The 16,838-nt window shown below is 69.1% G+C and carries 14 protein-coding genes; 7 read left to right on the top strand and 7 right to left on the bottom strand.

Annotated elements, in window-relative coordinates:
- Positions 1–4 precede the first annotated feature (4 nt).
- On the bottom strand, positions 5–1,072 hold the full coding sequence (locus tag ABD210_RS19060) for a LacI family DNA-binding transcriptional regulator (RefSeq protein ID WP_344113047.1): 1,068 nt from the start codon (positions 1,070–1,072) through the stop codon (positions 5–7).
- Between the two features lie 112 nt (positions 1,073–1,184).
- On the opposite strand from ABD210_RS19060, the gene ABD210_RS19055 reads away from it, so the two are divergent.
- The 6 genes from ABD210_RS19055 to ABD210_RS19030 all read left to right on the top strand — a co-directional run bounded on the left by ABD210_RS19055 (position 1,185) and on the right by ABD210_RS19030 (position 8,155).
- On the top strand, positions 1,185–2,708 hold the full coding sequence (locus tag ABD210_RS19055) for an alpha-N-arabinofuranosidase (protein WP_344113046.1): 1,524 nt from the start codon (positions 1,185–1,187) through the stop codon (positions 2,706–2,708).
- A gap of 114 nt (positions 2,709–2,822) precedes the next feature.
- A complete protein-coding gene (locus ABD210_RS19050; RefSeq protein WP_344113045.1) occupies positions 2,823–3,788 on the top strand; it encodes a metal ABC transporter solute-binding protein, Zn/Mn family in 966 nt (321 codons plus the stop codon).
- Positions 3,785–4,678 (top strand): metal ABC transporter ATP-binding protein, encoded by an 894-nt coding sequence (locus ABD210_RS19045; RefSeq protein ID WP_344113044.1) that lies wholly within the window; start codon positions 3,785–3,787, stop codon positions 4,676–4,678. Before ABD210_RS19050 ends, ABD210_RS19045 begins: the two co-directional genes overlap by 4 nt.
- Positions 4,678–5,565 carry a metal ABC transporter permease gene (locus tag ABD210_RS19040; RefSeq protein WP_344113041.1) on the top strand — a complete coding sequence of 296 codons (888 nt, stop codon included), beginning with the start codon at positions 4,678–4,680 and terminating at the stop codon, positions 5,563–5,565. The genes ABD210_RS19045 and ABD210_RS19040 overlap by 1 nt, the downstream gene beginning before the upstream one ends.
- Entirely contained in the window at positions 5,562–6,440 is an 879-nt protein-coding gene (locus ABD210_RS19035) for a metal ABC transporter permease (protein WP_344113039.1), read from the top strand. Before ABD210_RS19040 ends, ABD210_RS19035 begins: the two co-directional genes overlap by 4 nt.
- Before the next feature lie 65 nt (positions 6,441–6,505).
- Entirely contained in the window at positions 6,506–8,155 is a 1,650-nt protein-coding gene (locus ABD210_RS19030) for an APC family permease (RefSeq protein WP_344113038.1), read from the top strand.
- On the opposite strand, the gene ABD210_RS19025 is transcribed toward ABD210_RS19030, so the two are convergent.
- From ABD210_RS19025 to ABD210_RS19000, 6 genes are read right to left on the bottom strand one after another with little or no spacing between them, the layout of a single operon-like run.
- Positions 8,148–8,981 carry a bifunctional allantoicase/(S)-ureidoglycine aminohydrolase gene (locus tag ABD210_RS19025; RefSeq protein WP_344113036.1) on the bottom strand — a complete coding sequence of 278 codons (834 nt, stop codon included), beginning with the start codon at positions 8,979–8,981 and terminating at the stop codon, positions 8,148–8,150. The genes ABD210_RS19030 and ABD210_RS19025 overlap by 8 nt on opposite strands.
- Positions 8,978–10,321 carry an allantoinase AllB gene (gene allB, locus ABD210_RS19020; RefSeq protein ID WP_344113035.1) on the bottom strand — a complete coding sequence of 448 codons (1,344 nt, stop codon included), beginning with the start codon at positions 10,319–10,321 and terminating at the stop codon, positions 8,978–8,980. The genes ABD210_RS19025 and allB overlap by 4 nt, the downstream gene beginning before the upstream one ends.
- Positions 10,318–11,478 (bottom strand): glycerate kinase, encoded by a 1,161-nt coding sequence (locus ABD210_RS19015; RefSeq protein WP_344113033.1) that lies wholly within the window; start codon positions 11,476–11,478, stop codon positions 10,318–10,320. The genes allB and ABD210_RS19015 overlap by 4 nt, the downstream gene beginning before the upstream one ends.
- A gap of 10 nt (positions 11,479–11,488) precedes the next feature.
- A complete protein-coding gene (gene gcl, locus ABD210_RS19010; RefSeq protein WP_344113032.1) occupies positions 11,489–13,264 on the bottom strand; it encodes a glyoxylate carboligase in 1,776 nt (591 codons plus the stop codon).
- A 13-nt stretch (positions 13,265–13,277) separates the two neighbouring features.
- Positions 13,278–14,177 carry a 2-hydroxy-3-oxopropionate reductase gene (locus ABD210_RS19005; protein WP_344113031.1) on the bottom strand — a complete coding sequence of 300 codons (900 nt, stop codon included), beginning with the start codon at positions 14,175–14,177 and terminating at the stop codon, positions 13,278–13,280.
- Positions 14,174–15,034, bottom strand: a complete 861-nt coding sequence (locus tag ABD210_RS19000) for a hydroxypyruvate isomerase family protein (RefSeq protein WP_344113030.1) — start codon at positions 15,032–15,034, stop codon at positions 14,174–14,176. Before ABD210_RS19000 ends, ABD210_RS19005 begins: the two co-directional genes overlap by 4 nt.
- A gap of 214 nt (positions 15,035–15,248) precedes the next feature.
- Between ABD210_RS19000 and ABD210_RS18995 the strand changes: the two genes are divergently transcribed.
- A complete protein-coding gene (locus ABD210_RS18995) occupies positions 15,249–16,817 on the top strand; it encodes a PucR family transcriptional regulator (RefSeq protein WP_344113028.1) in 1,569 nt (522 codons plus the stop codon).
- Positions 16,818–16,838 lie beyond the last annotated feature (21 nt).

Below are 16,838 nucleotides of genomic sequence, written 5' to 3'. Positions count from 1 at the left end.
TGGATCAGGCGGAACGCCGGCCGGTGGACCGAGGAGCTGCCTTGGTTCGGCGCCGCGGGGCCTGTCCGCTACTCGCGCGGGCGACCAGGGACGCAGGGACGACGACGCGCTCGTAGCCGCCGTCGTCGCCGGACTCGATCCGGCGCAGCAGGATCTCGATGCTCCTGCGGCCGACCTCGCCGAAGTCTTGGTGGATCGTCGTCAGCGGCGGAGGAAAGAACTCCGCCTCCGGGATGTCGTCGAAGCCGACCACGCTGACCTCCTCGGGCACGCTGATGCGACGCTCCGCGAAGGCTCGCAGCAGGCCGAGCGCCATCTGGTCGTTGGCCACGAACACCGCGGTGAGGCCGGGCTGGTCTACCAGCAGGTGGCCGGCCTCATAGCCTGACCTCGGGCTCCAGTCGCCCACGATCGGTTCCGGGATCGGGCGCCCCGCCGCTGTCAGCGCTTTGCGCCAGCCCTTCAGGCGCCCCTCGGCCTCGAGCCAGTCGGACGGCCCACTGACATGCCAGACGGTTTCATGGCCGAACTCGAGCAGGTGCTCCACCGCCTGCCGGGCGCCGTTCACCTGGTCGACGCTCACAGCCGGCACACCACCGGCCCGTCCACCTTCCACCGCGACCGTCGGCAGATTCGTGGTCAGGGCTGCCAGCGCGCGAGCGGAGGACCGCTGCGGCGCCACCACGACGATTCCGTCGACGCCTTGGCCGGTCAGGAAGCCGATAGCCTCCAACACACCCGCAGCCGTCAGCGTCTTCAGGCTGACGATGCTGACGAAGTAGCCCGCGGCCCGCGCCGCCTGCTCGATGCCGTAGATGGTGCTGGCCGGACCGTAGAGCGTGGTGTCGAAGCTGACGACCCCCAAGGTTCGGGTCTGGCGGGTGACCAGCGCCCGCGCCGCGAAGTTACGCCGGTAGCCCAGCTCGTCGATCGCCGCGAGCACCCGCTCGCGGGTCTCGCCGCGGACGTTCGGATGATCGTTCAGCACCCGGGAGACGGTCTGGTGCGACACCCCGGCCAGCCGGGCGACATCAGCCATCACCGGTGACCGCCGCGGTTCGCTCGAACTCATCGACTCCCGTCCTCTCTCGACGCACTGACGAGTGTTACCGCTAACATACCCGTGGTCAAGGCGTGGCCGGGCTCTTGACCACTCGGTATGTGAGCGTTAACACTCTTGCCACATGAGCAACCCAGTCGCCAAGGCCGTCATCAACCTCGATCTCGAGGGGCCGGTGATCAGCCGGCATCTGTACGGGCACTTCGCCGAGCACCTCGGCCGGTGCATCTATGACGGCTTCTACGTCGGCGAGGACTCGCCGATCGCCAACGAGGGTGGCATCAGGCTGGACGTGGTGGAGGCGCTGCGGCAGCTGAACATCCCGAACCTGCGCTGGCCGGGCGGGTGCTTCGCGGACGAGTACCACTGGATGGACGGCATCGGCCCGAAGAAGGGCCGGCCGGGGATGGTGAACACCAACTGGGGCAACGTCGGGGAGAACAACCACTTCGGCACCCACGAGTTCATGGCCCTGTGCGACCTGCTCGGGGCCGATCCCTACGTCAACGGCAATGTGGGCAGCGGCACGGTCCGTGAGATGAGCACCTGGGTCGAGTACCTGACCGGCACCGCCGACAGCCCGATGGGGCAACTCCGCCGCGAGAACGGCCGGGAAGAACCGTGGCGGGTGCCGTTCTGGGGCATCGGCAACGAGGCCTGGGGCTGCGGCGGCAACATGCGCGCCGAGCAGTATGCCGATCTGGCGCGCCAGTTCGCGACGTACTGCCGAGACCACGGCGACAACAAGCTCTACCGGATCGCGGCCGGCGCCAGCGACGACGACTACGGCTGGACCGAGACCCTGATGAAGGCGGTCAGTCGCCTCGGCGGTCAGCGCGAGCCGCGCGGCTATTTCCAGGGTCTTTCGATCCACTACTACACGGTCCCCGGCAGCTGGGAGAACAAGGGCAGTGCCACCCAGTTCAGCGTCGAGGACTACTACCGGACCATGGTCAAGGCCCGCAAGGTGGACGAGATCATCACCGGTCACTCACGGGTGATGGACTGCTACGACCCGAACAAACGCGTAGGCCTCGTTCTGGACGAATGGGGCACCTGGTGGGACGTCGAGGAAGGCACCAATCCCGGCTTCCTCTACCAGCAGAACGCCCTTCGCGACGCCCTGGTGGCCAGCGTCCACTTCGACATCTTCCACCAGCATGCCGACCGGCTCGTGATGGCGAACATCGCGCAGACTGTCAATGTCCTGCAGGCGATGGTGCTCACCGATGCCGAGCAACTGGTGCTGACCCCGACCTACCACGTCTTCGAGCTGAACAAGGGCCACCACGACGCCGCGTCGCTGCAGGTCCACCTCCAGGCGTCCGAGGGGACGACGCGGGAGGTCGGCGAGGACCAGCTCGAGACCTTGTCGATGTCCGCCAGCATCAAGAACGACACCGTCCTGATCTCGCTGACCAACCTCGACGCGGAGCAGCCGATCCGGCTCGACCTGGACCTCCGCGGCCGCAGCCTCGGGACGACGACAGCCCGGATTCTCACCGCGGAAACCTTGCAGAGCCACAACAGGGCAGGCGCCCCGGCGGCGGTGACTGTGCGGGACTTCGACGGCGTCTCGACCTCCGAGGCAGGTCTCCGGGTGGAACTCCCGGCACACTCCTTCGTGACGATCAGCGCACCGGTCTGACCGCCACCCGCGCGTGCCGTGACGCTGAGACGATTCTCAGGGAGATTGGTATTGGAAGTCGTTTTCATCTAGCCTGAGGGGGTCCAGCTGTGCCGGCTTGAGGAGCCCCCTGCCATGAAGTTCGTCCGTCGCCGCCCCGTTGCCCGTCGGCGGTTCGCCGTCGGTGGAGCGGCGGTCATCGCCCTCCTGACCGCCGCCTCCTGCTCGACCTCGGGCACCGCGGCGTCGACGACCGGATCGTCGACCGCTGCCGCGGGCGGGAGGACGATCCAGGTGGTGGCGGCGGAGAATTTCTGGGGCAGCATCGCGTCGCAGCTCGGCGGCAGTCACGTCAAGGTGACCAGCATCATCAACAACCCCGACGCCGATCCGCACGCCTACGAGCCGACCGCGGCTGACGCCCGCACGGTGGCAGGCGCGCAGTACACGATCGTCAACGGCATCGGCTACGACGCCTGGGCGGACAAGCTGCTGGCCGCGAACCCCGCCGACGGCCGCACCGAGCTGAAGGTCGGCGACCTGGTCGGGATCAAGCCCGGCGGCAACCCGCACCGCTGGTACTCCCCCGATGACGTCCACAAGGTCATCGACAAGATCACCAGCGACTACAAGACCCTCGACCCGGGCGACGCCGCCGCCTTCGACAAACTGAAGGCCACCTTCGAGACCGACGGCCTCGCGGAGTACAACCGGCTGATCTCCGACCTCAAGACGAAGTACGCCGGTACGCCGATCGGCGCGTCCGAGTCGATCGTCACCCCGCTCGCTGACGGGCTCGGTCTGAAGATGCTGACCCCGGACTCCTTCCTGAGCGCGATCAGCGAGGGCGCGGACCCGACCGCGAAGGACAAGTCCGCCATCGACCAGCAGATCGCCGGCAAGCAGCTCAAGATCTACATCTACAACAGCCAGAACGCCACCCCGGACGTGCAGGCCCAGGTGAAGGCCGCGGAGGCCAAGGGCATCCCGGTCGCCACCGTCACCGAGACCCCCACTCCCGCTGGAGTGTCGTTCCAGGCCTGGCAGGTCCGTCAGCTCCAGGGCATCGAGCAAGCCCTGGCGAAGGCGACCGGCAAATGAACCTGGCAGCGCGAGTCCACGAGGCAGCACGCTCCGCTGCCGGTCCTCACCAGGCGCCGTCGAGCGCGGCAGCTCCAGTCGTGTCGCTGCGCGGCGCCGCAGTACGCATCGGCGGGCGCACGCTGTGGTCGGGCGTCGACCTGGAGGTGGCCGCGGGTGAGTTCGTCGCCGTGCTCGGGCCGAACGGAGTCGGCAAGTCCACGCTGGTGAAGGTTCTGCTCGGTGTCCTTCCGCCCGCCGCCGGACAGGTGCGGGTGCTTGGCGAACGGCCGGGCGAGGCCGGAGAACGGGTCGGCTACCTGCCGCAGCGCCGGAGCTTCGACGCGTCGCTGCGGATGCGCGGCACGGACATCGTCGGACTGGGCTGGGACGGTGACCGCTGGGGCATCCCGCTGCCAGGCCGACGGCGCAGAGCCGCCAAGCAGCGAATCGCCGAGGTCATCGAACTCGTAGGCGCCTCGGCGTACGCGAACCGGCCGATCGGTCAGTGTTCCGGCGGCGAGCAGCAGCGACTGCTCATCGCGCAGGCTCTGGTACGCCGCCCGCAACTGCTGCTACTCGACGAACCGTTGGACAGTCTCGACCTCCCGAACCAGGCCGCGGTGGCCGCACTCGTCGGCAGGATCTGCAGGGACGAAGGCGTGGCCGTGCTGATGGTCGCACACGACGTCAACCCGATCCTGTCCCGGCTGGACCGGGTCGTGTACCTCGCCGAGGGCGGCGCTGTCGCGGGCACTCCCGAGCAGGTCATCACCTCCGAGACGCTGTCCCGGCTGTACGACACGCCTGTCGAAGTACTGCGTACCTCCGACGGCAGGCTTGTCGTCGTAGGGCAACCGGAGGCGCCGGCGCAACACAGCGACCGGCACGCCGAGGATGCCAGGCCCTGATGCCGTCGGCCGGGTGGTCGTGGAACCTGTTGACCGATCTGCAGGAGATGTGGGCGTTCCCGTTCATGGTGAACGCGTTCCGGGCCGGCACGATCGTCGCCATCGCGGCGGCGGTGATGGGCTGGTTCATGGTGTTGCGCAGGCAGACCTTCGCCGGGCACACCCTGGCCGTCGTCGGCTTCCCGGGCGCGGCCGGCGCGACGCTGATCGGCGTCAGCGCGACCTACGGGTACTTCGCCTTCTGTGTCGCGGCCGCGCTGGTGATCGCCGCTGTCCCACGGGCAGGACGAGACGCCGGTGGAGGTGAATCAGCGCTCACCGGCACCATCCAGGCGTTCCTGTTGGTGTGCGGTTTCCTCTTCACGGCGCTCTACAAGGGACTGCTGGGCGGCGTCACCTCGATGCTCTTCGGCAGCTTCCTGGGTATCACCACGACCCAGGTCTGGGTATTGCTCGTGGTGGCTGTGGCCGTGCTTGGCGTGCTGGCCGTGATCGGACGCCCGCTGTTGTTCGCCTCCGTCGACCCCGATGTCGCCGCCGGCCGTGGCGTGCCGGTGCGACTCCTCTCGACGCTGTTCCTGATCCTCCTCGGGGCGGCAGCGGCAGGCGCAAGTCAGATCACCGGCACTCTGCTGGTGTTCGCGCTGCTGGTGATGCCCGCCGCCACGGCACAGGTGCTCACGGCCAGGCCCATCCTGAGCCTCTCGCTGTCCGTCGCGCTTGCTTTGGTAGTGACCTGGCTGGGGCTCATCATCGCCTACTACTCCCCTTATCCCATCGGGTTCTACGTGTCCACGTTCGCGTTCGCCGGCTTTGTCTTCGCCCGGCTCGGCCGTCTGATCGCTGACCGGCTGCCCCGGCTCGCGCCGACCGGAGTACCGGCATGACGACAGCTCTGGTCGCGGCAGAATGGGTCGGCGCGTTCGGCAGACCGTTCTTCCAGCACGCCTTGCTCGCCGGTACTGCGATCGCTGCCGCCGCGGGCCTGACCGGATACTTCCTGGTCTTGCGTGCCCAGGTCTTCACCGGCGACGCGTTGAGCCATGTCGCGTTCACTGGCGCCCTCGCGGCCCTTGCCCTCGGCTACGACCTGCGCCTCGGACTTTTCGCTGCCACCATCGCCGTCGCACTGCTCCTCGGCACGCTGGGTCGCCGCGGCCGACCGGACGACGTTGCCATCGGCAGCGTCTTCTCCTGGATCCTGGGCCTGGGCGTCTTCTTCCTCACCCTCTACACGACTTCCCGCAGCGCGGTGAACGGCAGCGCCGGCGTGAACGTGTTGTTCGGATCGATCTTCGGACTGTCGGCCGGCCAGGCGCTGACGGCGGCGCTCATCGCAGCGGCCATCTGCGTTGCAATCCTTGCTATCGCCCGCCCGCTGTTGTTCGCCTCCGTCGACGAGGCAGTGGCTGCGGCTCGCGGCGTGCCCGTACGCCTGCTCGGCTTCGCGTTCCTGGCAATAGTCGGCGCCTGCGCAGCCGTCGCCACCCAAGCCGTCGGCTCGCTACTGATCCTCGGCCTGCTCGCCGCGCCGGCCGGAGCCGCCCAGCGCCTCACCGCCCGCCCCTACCGAGCATTGGCCCTGGCCGCCGCGCTCGCCGTCACCCAGATGTGGGCCGGCCTCGCCCTCAGCTACACCGTGCCGAACGTCCCACCCAGCTTCGGAATCCTCGCCGCCGCCACAGCCGTCTACGCCGCCACCTTCGTCCCTGCCGTCCGGAGGCCGGCCGGCAGATCGGCTGGGCACGTGACTACCCGCTAGCAGGTAGTCCGGATTGCAGCCAGCGTCACTTCGCCGCTGATCCACGCCGAGTCATCGTTGTAGGCATGGCCGTTTCCGAGACAACACCCTCTGCGCAGCGCGGCCGGCCAGGCCTGAAGCGACAGATCGGCTTCGTCGGGCTGATCTGGGCGTCGGAGGGGTCGATCATCGGTTCCGGTTGGCTGTTCGGCGCGCAGGGTGCCCTGGCGGTCGCCGGGCCCGCAGCGATCATCTCCTGGGTGATCGGCGGTGTCGCGATCTTGATCCTGGCGCTGGTCCACGCCGAGTTGGGCGGGATGTATCCGGTGTCCGGCGGTACGGCGCGCTTCCCGCACTACGCGTTCGGTGGGGCCGCGGGAGCCTCGTTCGGCTGGTTCTCCTGGCTGCAGGCCGCCACGGTGGCACCGATCGAGGTGCTGGCGATGATCACCTACGGCCAGCACTACTCATGGGCACAAGGCTGGCTCAAGGTCACGGCTGGACAGCAGATCCTCACCGGCCCCGGGATCGCCGTCGCGGTCGGGTTGATGGCGGTCATCACCTCCATCAACTTCCTCAGCATTCGGCTCCTGGCGCGCACCAACAGTACGGCGACCTGGTGGAAGGTCGGCATTCCGCTGCTGACGATCTTCGTGTTCGCCCTCGTCCAGTTCCACGCCAGCAATTTCACCGCCGCCGACGGCTTCAATCCCTACGGCGCGAAGGGCATCTTGTCCGCGGTGTCCACGAGCGGCATCATCTTCGCGCTACTGGGCTTCGAGCAGGCCGACCAGCTCGCGGGAGAGAGCACCAACCCGAAGCGGGACATTCCCCGCGCGGTGATCGGCTCCATCGTGATCGGCGCGATCATCTACATCCTGCTGCAGATCGTGTTCATCGCCGCGCTGCCCGCCTCACAGATCCGGGGCAACTGGGCCACCGCCGCGTTCAGCACCCTGACCGGTCCGTTCGCCCAGGTCGCGACGCTCATCAGCGTGGGCTGGCTGGCCACGATCCTCTACCTCGACGCCGTCATCTCCCCCGGCGGAACCGGCCTGATCTATATCACCGGCAGCTCCCGGGTCTCCTACGGACTCAGCCGCAACGGCTATGTACCATCGACCTTCGAGAAGACCAACAGCAGGGGCGTGCCATGGGTCGGACTCATCGCCGCTTTCGTGATCGGCTGTATCTGCTTCCTGCCGTTCCCGAGCTGGCGCTCGCTGGTGGGACTGATCACTAGCGCCAGCGTCCTGATGTATGCCGGCGCGCCGCTGTCCTTCGGAGTGTTCCGCAGCCGCATGCCCGACGCCGAGCGTCCCTACCGGCTGCCCGGCGGGAGCTGGATGTCGCCACTGGCCTTCGTCGTCGCCAACCTGCTGATCCTCTGGTCGGGCTGGGCCACCGACTGGAAGCTGGGCATCGCGATCCTGATCGGCTACGTCATCCTGATCGCCAACCGGGTGTTCAAGCTGAATCCGATCACCCCGCAGCTGGATCTGCGAGCGGCACAGTGGCTGCCCGTCTACCTGATCGGCATGGGCCTGATCGTCTACCTCAGTGACTTCGGCCCGCTGAAGCACCCGTGGTTCCCACTGTGGTGGGACATGGTCGCCGTCACCGTGTTCAGCCTCGTCATCTACTTCTGGGCGATGGCGGTGGCCCTGCCGACCGAACGGATCCAGCGGATGATCGACGAGGTCGTCGTACCGGAGGAAGCCGACCTCCTCAACTGAGTTGCCGGGGCAGCTTCGCGTGGCGGTTGACATCCTTGTAGAGCAGGTACCGGAACCGGCCCGGCCCGCCGGCGTAGCAGGCCTGCGGGCAGAACGCCCGCAGCCACAGGAAGTCGCCCTCCTGCACCTCGACCCAGTCCTTGTTGAGCAGGTAGACCGCCTTGCCCTCCAGCACGTAGAGGCCGTGTTCCATCACATGGGTCTCGGGGAACGGGATGACGCCGCCGGGTTCGAAGGTGACGATGTTGACGTGCAGGTCGTGGCGGACGTCGAGCGGATCGACGAACCGCTGCGTCCGCCACCGCCCCTGCGTACCCGGCATCTCGATGCCCTCGACGTCGACCTCGTTGGTGACGAGAACCTCGGGGACGTCGATGCCTTCCACCCGCTCGTAGGCCTTGCGGATGAAGTGGAACCTGGCGACCCGGTCGCTGGTGTTGCGCAGCGTCCAGTCGGCGGCCGGCGGAAGGAACGCGTACCCGCCTGGCCCGAGCTCGTGCTTCTCGCCGGCCACGGTGAGCATCACGTTGCCTTCGACAACGAACAGGACGGCCTCGGCGCCCGGGTCGGTCTCGGGCCTGTCGCTGCCGCCGCCGGGAGCGACCTCGACGATGTACTGCGAGAACGTCTCGGCGAACCCCGACAACGGCCTGGCGAGCACCCAGAGCCGGGTGTCCTCCCAGAACGGCAGCCGGCTGGTGACGATGTCGCGCATCGTGCCGCGCGGCAGTACGGCGTACGCCTCGGTGAAGACGGCGCGGTCGGTGGTCAGCTCGGTCTGCGCGGGCAGCCCACCCGCCGGAGAGTAGTAGCGCGGCTCAGTCATCGTTGTTCTCCTCGGCTCAGCAGCCGCCCTCGCGGGTCGGCCTCGATGTCGATGGGTTCGCCGCGCAGCCAGGTACTGCGGACCGCGCCGGCGAGCGGCCGCTCGTCGTACGGCGTCAGGGCGTTCTTGTGCTGGAGGGCGTCGACGTCCACGAGAAACGTCTCGTCGGGCGCGAAGACGCTGAAGTCCGCGTCGTAGCCGACCTCGATCCTGCCCTTGTGCCGCAGCCCGGTCTGAGTCGCCGGCGCCTGGCACATCCAGCGGGCGACGTCGGTCAAGGTGAAGCCGCGCCGGCGCGCCTGCGTCCACACCGCCGGCAGGCCGAGCTGGAGGGACGCGATGCCGCCCCAGGCCGCGCCGAAATCACCGCTGTCCAGGCACTTGAGGTCGATGGTCGAGGGCGAGTGGTCGGAGACCACCAGATCGATCAGGCCGTCGCGCAGGCCTTTCCACAGCAGCTCGCGGTTCCCGGCTTCGCGGATGGGTGGGCAGCACTTGAACTGCGTTGCGCCGCGCGGGATCTCCTCCGCGCAGAAGGTGAGGTAATGCGGGCAGGTCTCCGCGGTGATCCGGACACCCTCGCGGCGGGCCGAGGCCAGCAGCGGCAGGACGTCGGCGCTGGACACGTGCAGGATGTGCACCCGGCAGCCGGTCCGGCGGGCGAGCTCGATCACCTCCGCGACCGCTGCGTTCTCCGCCTCGCGCGGTCGGGAGCGCAAGAAGCCGAGGTAGCTCTCGCCGTGCGCCGAGGGGGCATGCTCGATCCGGTGGGCGTCCTCTGCGTGCACGATGAGCACCCCGCCGAACGAGCTGATCTCGCGCATCGCCAGCTCGACCTCCGCCGGATCCAGCGGCGGGAACTCGTCGACGCCCGAGTGCAGCAGGAAACACTTGAACCCGAAGACACCGGCTTCGTCCAGCGGCCGCAGCTGCGCGACGTTGCCGGGAATCGCACCACCCCAGAACCCGACATCGACATACGCCTGGGTCTCCGCGGTCTTCCGCTTCAGCTGCAGCGCGGACACGTCGCACGTCGGCGGGATGCTGTTGAGCGGCATGTCGATGATCGTGGTGACACCGCCGGCCGCTGCCGCTCTGGTCGCGGTCGTGAACCCCTCCCACTCGGTGCGCCCCGGATCGTTGACGTGAACGTGGGAATCCACCACGCCTGGCATCAGCACCTCGTCGTCGGCCAGTTCCACCCGTGCCGCACCCTCGAGGTCGGAGTCGTAGGGCTCGACGGCAGCGATCCGGCCATCCTTGACGCCGACGACCCGGGCCACCTCGCCCGCGGTACTGACCACCCGGCGCGCCCGGATGACGAGGTCCAGCGAGGTCATGCGATGCCCCTCTCGGTTGCACTCATCGTAGGGCTCCCCCCGAGCTGGTCGACCGCGATCCGTTCACCGAGCCGGGACAACAGCGGGGTGGGATCGGCGATGCACCGGCGTACGTCCGGTTCGAGATCGGTCAGCGCGTACGCCGCGACGATCCCGGCCTGGCGCAGCCGGGCCGGCTCCAGGCGGTTGGTGCCGCACACAGCGACCACCGGGATTCCTGCCGCGCCGGCCGCTGCGGCCACACCGATAACTGCCTTGCCGTGCAGCGTCTGCTCGTCGAGCGCACCCTCGCCGGTGATCACGAGGTCGACGCCGCTGAGCCGCTGCTGGAAGTCGGCCAAGTCGAGCACGAGGTCGATGCCGGGGCGCAACTCCGCCCCGAGCAACGCCCGTGCCGCGAAGCCCACTCCCCCGGCGGCGCCGGCGCCGGGCGCGTCCCGGAGGTCAAGCCCGGTCTCGCGGCTCACGATGGTGGCCCAGTGGCCCAGAGCCATGTCGAGCTCGTCGATCTGGGCGGCGTCAGCGCCCTTCTGGGCTCCGTACGTCGCCGCCGCGCCGGATGGACCGGTCAGCGGGTTGTCCACATCGCACGCGACGACGACCTCGACTCCGGCCAGCCGCCGCAGGAGTGCCGTCACGTCGAGGGACGCCGCCGCGGCCAGGGCTGCGCCGCCCTCGGCGAGGTCCTCACCGTTGCGGTCGAACAAGCGGGCTCCGAGTGCTCGAACCAGTCCGGCTCCACCGTCAGTGCAGGCGCTGCCACCGATGCCGAGGATCACCCGGGTGCAGCCGCTGTTGAGCGCCGCGGCCACCAGTTCGCCTGCGCCGCGCGAGGTCGCGGTCATCGGAGCCGGCTCGGCGCCGGGCAACTGGATCAGGCCGGACACGTCGGCCAGCTCGACGACCGCGATCTCGCCCCGCCGGGCGAATCCGCTGCGTACCGGCTCGCCGGTGGGTCCGGTAGCCGTCAGTGGTACCAGCTCGAAACCCGCGGCAATCGCGGCGGCGAGGGTACCCTCGCCGCCGTCGGCCACCGGCACCGAGCCGACGACCACGTCGGGACGGACTCGCCGTACGCCGGCGCTCACCGCGGCCGCGACCTCGTCGCTGCTGAGGGTGCCCTTGAACTTGTCAGAGGCAACGATCACCGAAGACATCGCCGGCCTCTCAGTCGAGCAGCGCGATCGCGGTCGGCGCGTCCTCGGGGCGCTCGGCCAGGTCCTCGAACTCGACGATGTCGTCGATCTCGGTGCCCATGGACACGTTCGTCACCCGCTCCAGGATGACCTCCACGACGACCGGGACCCGGTACTCGACGATCAGCTTCTTGGCCTGCTCGAGAGCCGGCAGGATCTCGTCCGGCTCGGACACCCGGATGGCCTTGCAGCCCAGGCCTTCGGCGACCTTGACGTGGTCGACGCCGTAGCCGTTGAGCTCGGGGCTGTTGATGTTCTCGAACGACAGCTGCACGCAGTAGTCCATCTCCAGGCCGCGCTGCGCCTGACGGATCAGCCCCAGGTAGGAGTTGTTCACGACCACGTGGATGTAGGGGATGTTGAACTGCGCGCCGACCGCCAGTTCCTCGATCAGGAACTGGAAGTCGTAGTCACCCGACAGAGCCACGACAGTACTGTCCGGGTCGGCGGTGGCGACGCCCAGCGTGGCCGGCACCGTCCACCCGAGGGGGCCCGCCTGGCCGGCGTTGATCCAGTGCCGGGGCCGGTACACGTGCAGCATTTGCGCGGCCTGGATCTGCGACAGCCCGATGGTGCTGACGTAGCGAGTGTCGGGTCCGAAGGCCCGGTTCATCTCTTCGTAGACCCGCTGCGGCTTGATCGGCACGTTGTCGAAGTGCGTCCTGCGCTGCAGCGTCGTCCTGCGCTGCCGGCAATCCGCCGCCCAGGCGGAGCGGTCGGCCAGTTTGCCCTCCGCGGCCCAGTCCCTGGCGACCTCGACGAAGACCTCGAGTGCGGCCCTCGCGTCGGAGACGACGCTGTAGTCCGGCGCGAACACCCGGCCGATCTGGGTCGGCTCGATGTCGACGTGCACGAACTTCCGGCCCTCGGTGTAGGTCGCGACCGAACCGGTGTGCCGGTTGGCCCAGCGGTTGCCGATGCCGAGCACGAGATCGGAAGCCAGCAGGGTGGCGTTGCCGTACCGGTGCGAGGTCTGCAGGCCCACCATTCCGGCGGCGAGCGGATGGTCGTCCGGGATAGTGCCCCAGCCCATCAGCGTCGGGACGACCGGCACTCCGACGATCTCGGCGAACTCGACCAGGAGGTCGGCCGCGTCGGCGTTGACCACTCCGCCGCCGGCGACGATCAGCGGCCGGTCGGCCTGGCCGAGGAGCGCGAGCACCTTCTCCGCCTGGGCCCGCGTCGCGGCCGGTCTGGCGACTGGCAGCGGCTCGTAGGTGTCGATGTCGAAGTCGATCTCGGCCACCTGCACGTCCACCGGCAGGTCGACGAGCACCGGACCCGGCCGGCCCTCGCGCATCAGCTGGAACGCCTTCTGGAACGTACCGGGCACCTGAGCCGGCTCCATCACCGTGACGGCCCACTTGGCGACCGGCTTGGCGATCGAGGTGATGTCGACCGCCTGGAAGTCCTCCTTGTGCAGCTTGGCCACCGGGGCCTGGCCGGTGATGCACAGGATCGGGATCGAGTCTGCCGAAGCGGAGTACAGGCCGGTGATCATGTCGGTCCCGGCGGGGCCCGAGGTACCGATACAGACACCGATGTTGCCGGGCTTCGCGCGGGTGTAGCCCTCCGCCATGTGCGAGGCACCCTCGACATGGCGGGCCAGCACGTGCTTGATCCCGCCGTGCTTCTTCATCGCGCTGTAGAAGGGGTTGATCGCGGCGCCGGGTAGACCGAAGGTCTGGACGGCGCCCTCCTTCTCCAGGATCAGGACCGCGGCATCAACCGCGCGCATGCGTGTCATCGTTGAACTCTCCTCAGTCCTGAGTCTTGCCGGCTGTGCTCTGACCAGAGAGGCGTTCGACGCCCCGGAGCAGCGCGGAGTGGTCGAGGCCGCCGTCGCCGTTCGCGCGGGCGGAGGCCACCAGTTGGGCCACGAGTGAGCCGAGCGGTACGACGACGCCGGCTTCGCGGGCGGCCGCCGTGACGATGCCCATGTCCTTGTGGTGCAGGTCGATCCGGAAGCCGGGCTGGAAGGAGCGCGAGAGCATGTTCTCCTTCTTCTGGTTCAGCACGGCCGAACCGGCCAGTCCGCCACCGAGCACCTCGAGGGCGGCCTTGGTGTCGACCCCGTACGCCTCCAGGAAGAGCACCGCCTCGGACAGTGCCTGGAGGTTGGCCGCGACGATCAGCTGGTTGGCGGCCTTCACCGTCTGCCCCGAGCCGCTCGCGCCGACGTGGACGACGGTCTTGCCGACGGCGTCGAACAGCGGCTTCGCGGCCTGGAAGTCACCGGCCTCGCCGCCGACCATGATCGACAGCGCGGCGTTCCTGGCTCCGGCCTCACCACCGGAGACCGGGGCGTCGAGCACCCGGAAGCCGTTGGCCCGGGCCTGGCGCGCCAGCTCGACGGTGACGTCGGGCCGGATGCTGGAGAAGTCGATGATCAGCGCGTCGGTCCGGGCGTTCTGGAACACGCCACCCGAGCCCGTCAGCACCAACTCGACATCGGGAGAGTCCGGCACCATGACGCAGACCACGTCGGCGCCCTTCACGGCGTCCGCGATCGACTCCGCGGCGCGTCCGCCCGCGTCGACCAGCGGCCTGGTCCGCTCAGGGTCGAGGTTGTAGCCGGCCACACGGTGACCGGCGTTGGCGAGATGAACGGCCATCGGGCTGCCCATGATGCCGAGGCCGATGAAGGCGATGTTGGTCATGACTGAATCTCCAATGGGGTGTCAGCCGGCGACGGCCCGGCGACGCCACGGCGCTCGCGCGGCAGCCAGCCGAAGCTCTCGACTGTGGTGGTGGAAGGCTTGTACTCGAGACCGACCCAGCCGGTGTAGCCGTGGGCCGCGAGGGCGGCCAACTGGCCTTCGAGTGGAAGCGTGCCGGTGCCCGGCTCGTTGCGGCCGGGCGCGTCGGCGATCTGAACGTGGGCGATCCGGCCGGCCTGCTCGGCGATCACCCGGTCTACGTCGTCGCCGTTGACCGCGAGGTGATAGAGGTCGGCGAGCAGACCGACGTTCTGTACGTCGTAGGACGCCTGCACCCGATCGATGACGACCAGTACGTCGGCCGCGGTCCGCAGCGGATACCGTTCTGCGCCGCTGACCGGCTCGACCAGCACGGTGCCGGAGATCCTCGCGGCGGCACGGGTGGCCAACCCGAGGTTCTCGACGGCGAGTTCGTCCTGCCGGCCGGCGGAGTCGCGATCGACCCGGTTGCCGTAGAGGGCGTTGAAGGCCCGGCAGCCGAGCCGCTCACCGATGCCGACGGTGACGTCGATGTTGTCCCGGAACTCGCTGGATCGCTTGGGCCAGGACACCAGGCCGCGGTCGCCGGCGGGCATGTCGCCGGCGAAGAAGTTGAGACCGGCCAGCCGCACGCCGGCGTCCCCGATCGCGGTCACGAACGCGTCGACGTCGGTGTCCGACGGCACCGCCTCGGCGAACGGCCACCAGAACTCGACGGCGTCGAAGCCGGCCTGCTTGGCGGCTGCCGGACGCTCCAGCAGCGGCAGCTCGGTGAACAGGATCGAGCAGTTCACCTCGTAGCGCAGCGCGTGACTCATGGCGTCCCTTCCTCGCTAATTCCGTATTGTGGAAGTTTGTTTCTGTCCTGCGAAAGGACCATAGGACGGCGATCGCAGACGCGTCAAGCTCCGCGGTCGGCGGCGGCGCAGGCCCCCGCCAGGATCGGGCTGATGGTTCCGGGCGCGCGTGCGGGCGTTGTACGTTCCTCCAAGGACCGGCTTCGGTCACCGCGTCGGCCAGAGGAGGTGTGCCGTGCTGCTCTCCGAGCTGCTCGACGCGCCCGAGCTGGGGCTTCGCCTGCTCTCCGCGGCCCCAGGTGCACCCGACCGGCCGATCGGGCGGCTGGTCACGACCGACCTGCTCGAACCCGGCAACTACCTCAACGGTGGCGAGTTGGTGCTCACCGGTCTGGTCTGGCGCCGCAGCGACGCGGACAGCGAGACCTTCGTGGCCTCGGTGGCCGGGCGGGGCGCCGCCACGATCCTCGCCGGCAAGGCGCTGCTGGGCGGTGTCCCCGACGACCTGCTCGAGGCGTGCCGCCGCCACCAGGTCACCCTCATCGAGGTGCCCACGGAGGTCGCGTTCGCGGATGTGACCGAGCACGTGGCAGCCGCGAGCTCGGCCGACACCGGCGCTCGGTTGTCAGCGAGCCTCGTGCGCCAGCGCCAACTGCTCTCGGCGATCGCCTCCGGGCGTAGCCTCGACGAGCTCGCGGCCCGGATCTCCGCCGACATCGGGCACCACTGCCGCGTGATCACCTCCACCGGCCGGCACGTCGTACCGGGTCCTGGCGAGTTGGACGACGAGACGCTCGACGCGGTCACCCGTCGGTTCCTCACCGCCGATCGCACCCCCGCCGTCGCCGACGCCGGCGGCACGTCGTACAGCCTGTTCCCGGTCGGATCAGGCCTCGGCAACCGGCTGACCGCCTGGGTGCTGGTCATCGACGGCGACCACGCACAATGGCCGCGCGACCATGTCGAAACCGTGCAGGAGCTGTGCGCCATCGCCGCGCTGGACCGCGTGCGCCGGGACGAGGGTCGACTGGCGCTGCGCCCCCTGGTGGCCGATGCGTTGACCCTGATCGAATCCGGTGGCCCCCAGGCCGAGGTCGCCACCCGCCTACGGCAGGCCGGTGCGCACTCGGACCGTCCGATGGTGGTCGCCGTCACGGAGCTGATGCTGCCCCCACCCCACCACCCCGGTCAGGTACTTCGGGGCGACGGCCCGGCCGAGGTCGCAGTCACGCTGTTCGAGGACGTCGCGCTGACGGTCGGCGCCGCGGTGGTGGCACCGGGGCGGGACGGCTTGCTGGTGGGGTTGCTGCCGTCGTCCCCCGAGCTCCCCGACCTGCTACGCCGGGCGTTCGGCCGCCTCTCGCCCGGTCTGCCACGGGCGAGGCTCGCGGTCGGCGTCAGCGGCGAGACCGCCCTCGACGCGCTGGCCGGCGCGCTGGAGGAGGCGCGGTTCGCCCACCGGGTGGCCAGGGCCGGCAGTACGCCGGTGTCCGTGGTGACCTCGGACCAGGTCGCCTCGCATGTGCTCCTGCTCGCTACGGTGCCCGACGACGTCCGGCGGACCTACACCCTGCGGGTGCTCGGGCCGGTGCTCGAGCACGATCGCCGCACCGGCGCCGAGCTGATCGCCACGCTGCAGGAATTCCTCGCCTGCTCGGGCTCGTGGTCGCGGACGGCCGAGGCGCTGCACCTGCACGTCAACACAGTTCGCTACCGGATCGAACGCGTGGAGCAACTGACCGGTCGCGATCTGTCCCAGTTCGAGGATCGCGTCGACGTGTTCCTGGCGCTCAAGTCGCTCTGACCGCCCGGTTTGGGTGATCGC

Source organism: Kribbella alba (assembly GCF_039529635.1).
GTDB classification, from domain to species: Bacteria; Actinomycetota; Actinomycetes; order Propionibacteriales; family Kribbellaceae; genus Kribbella; species Kribbella alba.
The sequence above is the reverse complement of the archived record's forward strand: the minus strand, read 5'-3'. Positions and strand labels throughout refer to the sequence as shown.